The following is a 7200-nucleotide window of genomic DNA, read 5'->3' on the forward strand; positions in this document are numbered from 1 at the left end:
CGCCTATGTCGTGGAGCTTGGCCAAAGCCGCGAATTGCGGCGGCGTCAGATCGCCGATCTGCGAAGCGAAGATCGCCACATGGCGCTGATGCGCCTTGCGCAGGATGAAACCGACCTGGTCCTGCAGGTGATAGCCGTTCTCGTCCGGCTCCTCGGCTTCGACCAGCCGCAGCAGATTGTCCTCGCCGCTCATCTCAGCCCGTCCCATGCCTTGATGTCCTTGGCCGCGAGGCCACCCATGCGGTCGTGCACGCGCGGGCCGCAGGTCATGGCGAGGCAGAACAGGATCTCGTCGGGACGCGGCCCGTCGCTTACGCCGACCTCCATGGCGTCGAAATGGCTGCGCACATAGGCGGCGTTGATGTGGCCGAGCGGCACGTCGAGCCGCGAACCGAAGGCGCCGACCTTCTTGGCTGACGGCACGATCGCCTTGGCATCGCCGAGACGCTCGCGCATGGCGTAGCCGCCCGGCACATGCCACAGCGCGCCGTGCTCCAGCTCGCCGGCGGAGCCGACGATGGCGCCCTTGCCGTAGCCGTCGATCTGCTTCACGTCGCCGCCAAGCGCCGCAATCAGCCGATCGGCCAGCAGCAGCCCGAGCGGCTTCAAGTCGTCCATGGCGCTCTGCAGCTCTTCGACGTAGCGGCCGGCGAAGGGGTTCTTCACCACCGCCAAGGCAGCGGCACGGCGGCGTGGCGCTGCCGCGACTGGACCGCCATCGTGAAAAATCTCTTCGGTCAGGACCGCGATCTTGCGGATCGGGAATTCAGGCATGGGCAGTTTCCTTCGCTTTATGCTTGTTGGGCGCGGCGAGCGCCACCGAACCACTGATGCGTGTCTCACCGGCAAGGAACAGCGCCGAGGCCGATATCAGGCCGCGCCGGCGAAAATCTTCGGCGACGGCAAGCCCGTTGTCCAGCGCCCGCGCCACTTCGCCCGGCGAAAGCGCGCCGACGCCCTGCGTCACCAGCCGGTCGCCAAGATCGCTGTCGGGTGCTAGATCGCGCGCCAGCGCCCGTTCGACCGCAGGGTGACCGGGCAGATCGACGGCGTTGGCGATCAGCGTTGCGGCGGCATCGGCGTCGGCGCCGGTCCGCGCCAGGACGGTGACGGCATCGGCGATACCCAGCGAGAACGAACGGCCGCGCCAGCCGCTGGTCGCCACGCCGCGAACGCCATCCTCGGCGCGTATGGTAACGCGATCGGCCATGCCATGCCCGGTGCCGGCAATGGCCGATATCATCGACTGGCCGCTGCTGAGATGGAGGGCGCAATCACCGCCATTGTTGACATAGGCGCGGTCCAGCCGGCGGCCGGCGAGCAGCGCCGCCAGAATTTCGTCGGCTACCGAACCGGCAACAGCGGCCATCGGGGTGATAAAGCATTCCGCCAGCGGCATGACGGCTGCTTCCATGCGGCGCGCCGTCGGCCCCGCGAAATCGCGCGGCGCCAGGAAGAATGCCGGGAGCCGCAATTCGGGAAGCTCTTTGACCAACTCAATCAGGATGGTCTCGAACCGCGCGACGGCCTGGGTGTAGGCGGCCCGGCATTCATCCGGCTCGCCAAAGGCCTCGACGATCAGGTCGATCGGCCCATGGTTGAGATGGAGCCGCCGGCCGTCGGCAAGCCAATGCGCCTGCGGGCTGTTCATCCTCCGGCCCCGTTCGCCGCTGCCCGCCGCAACTGCGCCAGCGGCGGCCAGGGATTGTTGACGGGAGCGCCGGTGCCGCGGCGCGGGTTGAGGTACTCGCCACCCTTGGCGAGGATGTCCTCGACGCTGCGGATCTCGGCCTCGTAGCCGCCCAGCCTGACATAGTCGTCGCGGCGCAAGGTGAACTCGATCGGCGCCACCAGCGCCGGCGTCGGCACGTAACCGAAGGCGCCTTCCGGCACGCGGGTGACGTCGACCATCAGCGTGATGCCGCCGCCCGGCCAGACATAGACCGGCGCGCCGCCGACGGTGACGTAAGTCCTCAGGCCCTGCACCGAGCGGGTCAGGTTGACCGGGTTCTCGGTGACGCCGGCGCGCAGCGAGCCGCCAGCGCCGCCGATGAACAGCACGGTGCAGAGCGCCGGCTCGCAATTGTCCTCGATCAGGCCGACGGACTTCTGCAGCCGTTCCGGGAACGGCTTTTCGACCGGCTTCAGGTCATCGTCGAGCTCGTAGTAGGCAAACTGCTCGCCGGTGGTGGAAACCATCAGCAGCGACAGGCCGGGCCGCGCGCCCTTCTTGGCGTTCCAGTCGCCCAGGATCGACAGCGGGTCGGAGATCGAGGTGCCGCCCCAGCCGAGGCCGGGCTCCGAGACCTTGAAGTAGCGGCCAGGCGTCGAGCGGCGGCCGATGATCTTGATGCCGGTGTCCTGCCAGCCCAGCACCTTGCCGGCCTGATGCTCGGAGACGACGCCGGTGATGTGGTCGTCGACCACCACCACCTCGTCGACCAGCCCGCGCCATTGCGTGGCGAACATGCCGATGGTGGCCGAGCCGCAGCCGACGCGCATGCGATGCTCGACCTTGCCGTCGATCACCGGCGCCTTGCCTGCCTCGACGATGACGGTCGCGCCGCCATCGATGGTAAGCTCGACCGGCTTGCGGTTGCAGAGATTGAGCAGCGCGTCGCAGGTGGCGCGGCCTTCCTGCTTGGAGCCGCCGGTCAGGTGATGCACGCCGCCGAGCGACAGCATCTGCGAGCCGTATTCGCCTGTCGTGACGTGGCCGATCGCCTCGCCCTCGACACGTACCGTCGCCGTCTCGTCGCCGATGTGGCGGTCGGTGTCGATCTTCACCTTGACGCCGCAGTAGGAGAAGATGCCCTCGGTAACGACGGTGACAAGATCGACGCCCTCGACCTCCTGGCTGACGATGAAGGGCGCCGGCTTGTAGTCCGGATAGGTGGTGCCGGCGCCGATCGCGGTGACGAAGCGGCGCCCAGTGTTGACCAGCTCGCCGTTCCAGGCCTCGCCCTCGGCAGCGAACGGCACGACGGCGCCGCCGGCCTCGGCGGCATGGTCGAGGATGGTCAGGGGGTCCATGCGCACGATGCGGCCGCCGACATTGCCGTAGCGGTCGCAAGCGCCGGTGCGGCCGTCGGCGATGTAGCACATGACCGGGCAAGCATCGCAGCGGATCTTCTCCGCCACCTGCTTCTCGCCGGGGTCGTGGGTTTCGAAACGTTCGGCAAGCTCGCTCATCGGCGTGCCTCCTTGTCGCGGATCGCCGCGCGGATGCGGGCCGGTGTCGCCGGCACCTTGGTGACCAGAACGCCGGTGGCGTGGCGGATGGCATTGAGGATCGCCGGCGCGGTCGGGATCAGCACATGCTCGCCCAGGCCCTTGGCGCCGAAGGGTCCTTCCGGGTCCGGAACCTCGACCAGAATGTGCTCGACCGGCGGCACGTCGCCGATGGTCGGGATGAGATAGTCGTGCAGGTTCTCGGTGCGGCCGGGGATGTATTCCTCCATCAGCGCCATGCCGATGCCTTGCGCGATGCCGCCCTCGATCTGGCCCTCGACCAGGACGGGATTGATGGCCTTGCCGACATCGTGCGCGGCGGTGATCCTGATCAGCTTCACGGTACCGAGCTTGAGATCGACCTCCAGCTCGGCGATCTGCGCGCCATAGCCGTAGACGGCATAAGGCTTGCCCTGGCCCTTGGCGTCCAGCGGCAGCGTCGGCGGGTCGTAGGTTTCTTGCGCCACGAAGACCAGGCCGGCGGCGTCGGCCTTCAGCTCGGACAGATCGATGCTCCGTGTCGCTTCACCTTCGCGGATGGCCAGGCTCGATCCATCGAGTGCGATCGCTGCCTTCTCAGAGACATTGGCGAAGCGCAGGATCTGCTCGCGCAGTGCCCTGCCGGCCTTCTCGGCTGCCTTGCCGGTGACGAAAGTCTGGCGCGAGGCGGACGTCTTGCCGGCGTCCGGCGTGATCGCGGTATCGGCGCTCTTCAGTTGGAATTTGTCCAGCGGCAGGCCGAGTGCATCGGCGCAGATCTGGGTGATGACGGTGTTCGATCCCTGGCCGATGTCGACGGCGCCCTGATGCAGCACGACCTCGCCCGCGGCCGAGATGCCGACCTTGATGGTCGAAGGGTTGGGCAGCGAGGTGTTGCCGCAGCCATACCAGCAGGAGGCGACGCCGACGCCGCGCTTTCTGTCCTCGCTGGCGGCGTTGAACGCCTCGGCCTCGCCGAGCGCGCGGGCCCAATGCGGGCGAAGCGATTCCAGGCATTCGCCGATGCCGACGCCGGACTCCAAGCGCTGCCCGGTTACCGTTTCGGAGCCGTTACGAAGGCAGTTTTTCAAGCGGAAATCGAGCCGGTCCAGGCCAAGTTTGCCGGCCAGCTCGTCGTAGAGCGTCTCCTGCATGATAGTCGCCTGCGGCACGCCGAAGCCGCGGAAAGCGCCGGAGATCGGGCCGTTGGTGTGGATGGCGCGACCCTCGGCACGGTAGTTCGGCGTCAAATAGGGGCCGGAGGCATGCACGGGAACGCGATTGGCGACCGTCGGCCCCCAGCTGGCATAGGCGCCGGTGTTGAAATCGCCGGAAAAGACCATGCCGGTGACGCGGCCTTCGGCATCGGCGCCGACGGTTGCCTGCATCTCGGCGGGATGGCGCTTGGTGGTCGAGATCATGGATTCGTTGCGGGTGTAGGCGAGGGCCGCGGGCCGGCCGGTCTTCATCGCCACCAAGCCGATCAGCGGCTGCAGCGAGACGTCGAGCTTGGAGCCGAAGCCGCCGCCGGTGGCAGTCGGCACGATGCGCACCTTGTCGACGGGAAGACCGAGCACCTTCGCCGTGTCGTCACGGTCCATATAGGGCGCCTGGGTGCAGGCGACGACGACGAGCGTGTCGCCGTCCATGTAAGCATAGCCGGCTTCCGGCTCGATATAGGCGTGCTCGACATAGGAGGTTTCGATGGCGCCGTACGCGGTGACGGCGGCGCCGGCAAGCGCTGCGTCAGGATCGCCGCGTTCGACGAAGCCGGAGGTGAGCAGGTTCGCCGGACGGTGCCGGTGCAGCAGCGCCGCGCCATCGGCTTTCGCATCCGAGGGCTGCAGGACATGCGGCAGCTCGGTCCATGAAACCGGAAAATCCGTCAGATCGAGATCGAGGATCGCCTCGCGCTCGCCCGCCACCAGCGCAACCGCCTCGCCGCGAAAGCGCGCGACGCCTTCCGCGAGCGCCGGCTGGTCGGCAAAGGGACCGATGACGCCGAAGCAGTTGTGGCCCGCAATGTCGGCGGCGGTGAAGACGCCGGCGATGCCGGGACGGGCATCCGCCCAGGCCCCGATGTCGCCGAAGGCGAAGCGGGCACGATAGTGCGGCGAGCGGACCACCAGCACGGCGAGCGCATCGGCCGGAAAGGAGTCGCCGCCGAATTTCTCATCGCCGGTGACCTTCGGCACGCCATCGAGGCGGATCGGCGAGGCGCCGACGGCGCGACCCGTCTCGGGCATGCGATGGTCAAGCCCATCGACGTGGTGCCAGGCATCCATCACCGCCGCCACGATCTTCCGATAACCGGTGCAGCGGCACAGCACGCCGCCCAGCGCGTCCTGGGTCTCGGCTTCGCTCGGCTGAGGATTGCGTTCGAGAAGCGCGGTCGCCGCCACCAGCAGGCCCGGCGTACAGATGCCGCATTGCGCCGCGCCGTGCTCGAGGAAGGAAGCCTGCAGCGCCGACAGCCGGCCATTGGCAAGACCCTCGACAGTGGTCACGGTCGCGCCCGACACGGAGGCCGCCGGCACCAGGCAGGCGCAGACCGGGTCGCCGTCGACCAGCACGGTGCAGGCGCCGCAATCGCCGGCATCGCAGCCGACCTTGGTGCCGGTCAGCCCCAATTCGTCGCGCAGCACCTGGGAAAGGCGGCGGACCGGCGGCACGGAGACGCTGACGGCGGCGCCATTGACCTCGAAGGCGACGTCGGCGCGTCCCATGCCCGTGCCGGACTGGTCTACGCTCACAAGAGGCTGAACCTGGCTCATGCGGCCACCTTGTCGCCAGCAGCGTGGCCCATGGCGCCGGCGACGGCGCGGGCGACGATCTCGCGCGCCGCGTCGAGCCGGTAGTCGGCGCTGCCGCGCACATCGCCGATCGGCGACAGTTCGTCGATCGGCGCGGCGAGCACCGCGCCGGCAAGGGCTTCGTCGGCCGGCAGGCCGAGCAAGGCCGCCTCGACGCCCGCGAGCCGCCTGGCGACCGCTGAGCAGGCGCCGACGGCGATGGCCGCTTCAGCGACGGCGCCATCGTCGACGACAAGGCGCGCCGCCGCCATGGCGATGGAGATGACCAGATAGCGTCGGGCGCCGAGCTTGACGAAGGCAGATGTGCCGGCAGCCGCCGGTTTCGGGATGCGAATGGCGGTGACCATCTCGCCCGATGCCAGGGCGGTGCGGCGATTGCCGAGAATGAACTCGCCGAGCGGCAGATGCCGCGTCGCCTTCGCCGACCGCAACTCGACATCGGCGTCGAGCACCAGCAGCGCCGGCACGCCATCGGCGGCGGGCGAAGCGTTGCAGACATTGCCGGCGATGGAGGCGACATTCTGGATCTGCACGGAGCCGACATCCCGCGCCGCCGCCTTCAGCGCATCGAAGGCCGCCGGAAGCGGATGGCGGACGAGGTCGGTCCATGTGGTGCGCGCGCCGATCCGCCAATGCGCCTCGCTTTCCGCGATTCCTCGCAGCGCTGTCAGGCCGTTGATGTCGAGGATGTTGTCGCGAAACGGCTTGTTGCCTTGCGCCGGGTAAAAGTCCGTGCCGCCGGCCAGGATTCGCCAGCGATCCTCGCCAAGCAAGGCGAGCGCCTCGTCGACAGTGGTGGGTTTCGCGTAACGGATCACGCTTTGCCTTCCCAGAAAGGTGCCCTTGCGAGGGAACCTGCCGGCGTCCCACCGGCTAAAATTCATTCGTATGCAAATGATATCAAGTCGGCAGGAATTGTCAAAGCCGGAGTTTCCTGTCGCCGCACAGGCTGACGGTCTCCACGCGATTGTTATGCCGCTGGAGGTTGACGCCGCCCGCCATCTGGTCGAGTTTCTGCGTCCGGTCGCGACAGCGGCATTCTATCAAAGCCTACGCCGAGACGAGAAGGAGGCCCCATGGCCGACGAAGCGCTTGTTGTCATCGACCTGCAGAACGACTTCTGCCCGGGCGGCGCGCTGGCGGTGGCCGGGCAGAAGTCGTTCTGCAGGTCGATGAC

General features: G+C 68.0%; 5 protein-coding genes and 1 pseudogene. All 6 read right to left on the reverse strand.

Annotated features, from left to right (window positions below; genetic code table 11):
- A pseudogene (locus EN780_RS23255) lies at window positions 1-193 on the reverse strand (MarR family transcriptional regulator); the annotation flags it as partial.
- A complete protein-coding gene (locus tag EN780_RS23260; protein ID WP_128275434.1) occupies window positions 190-774 on the reverse strand; it encodes an amino acid synthesis family protein in 585 nt (194 codons plus the stop codon). The gene EN780_RS23260 and the pseudogene EN780_RS23255, both read right to left, overlap by 4 nt.
- Window positions 767-1651, reverse strand: coding sequence for a UPF0280 family protein (locus EN780_RS23265; RefSeq protein WP_127311659.1), 885 nt, complete (start codon window positions 1649-1651; stop codon window positions 767-769). Before EN780_RS23265 ends, EN780_RS23260 begins: the two co-directional genes overlap by 8 nt.
- Window positions 1648-3192: a 6-hydroxynicotinate reductase gene (locus tag EN780_RS23270; RefSeq protein WP_128275435.1), complete on the reverse strand. Its 1545-nt coding sequence runs from the start codon at window positions 3190-3192 to the stop codon at window positions 1648-1650. The genes EN780_RS23265 and EN780_RS23270 overlap by 4 nt, the downstream gene beginning before the upstream one ends.
- Complete coding sequence (locus EN780_RS23275; protein ID WP_128275436.1) at window positions 3189-5984, reverse strand: molybdopterin-dependent oxidoreductase; 2796 nt, start codon at window positions 5982-5984, stop codon at window positions 3189-3191. Before EN780_RS23275 ends, EN780_RS23270 begins: the two co-directional genes overlap by 4 nt.
- Window positions 5981-6841 (reverse strand): xanthine dehydrogenase family protein subunit M, encoded by an 861-nt coding sequence (locus EN780_RS23280; RefSeq protein WP_128275437.1) that lies wholly within the window; start codon window positions 6839-6841, stop codon window positions 5981-5983. Before EN780_RS23280 ends, EN780_RS23275 begins: the two co-directional genes overlap by 4 nt.
- Window positions 6842-7200 lie beyond the last annotated feature (359 nt).

Origin of the sequence: Mesorhizobium sp. M4B.F.Ca.ET.089.01.1.1 (genome assembly GCF_004022605.1) — a bacterium.
Taxonomy (GTDB): domain Bacteria; phylum Pseudomonadota; class Alphaproteobacteria; order Rhizobiales; family Rhizobiaceae; genus Mesorhizobium; species Mesorhizobium abyssinicae.

Excerpts from the sequence above, each read along its gene's own strand:
- EN780_RS23270 (WP_128275435.1), bottom strand. The coding sequence starts at position 3,192 with ATGAGCGAGCTTGCCGAACGTTTCGAAACCCACGACCCCGGCGAGAAG.
- EN780_RS23260 (WP_128275434.1), bottom strand. The coding sequence starts at position 774 with ATGCCTGAATTCCCGATCCGCAAGATCGCGGTCCTGACCGAAGAGATT.
- EN780_RS23265 (WP_127311659.1), bottom strand. The coding sequence starts at position 1,651 with ATGAACAGCCCGCAGGCGCATTGGCTTGCCGACGGCCGGCGGCTCCAT.
- EN780_RS23275 (WP_128275436.1), bottom strand. The coding sequence starts at position 5,984 with ATGAGCCAGGTTCAGCCTCTTGTGAGCGTAGACCAGTCCGGCACGGGC.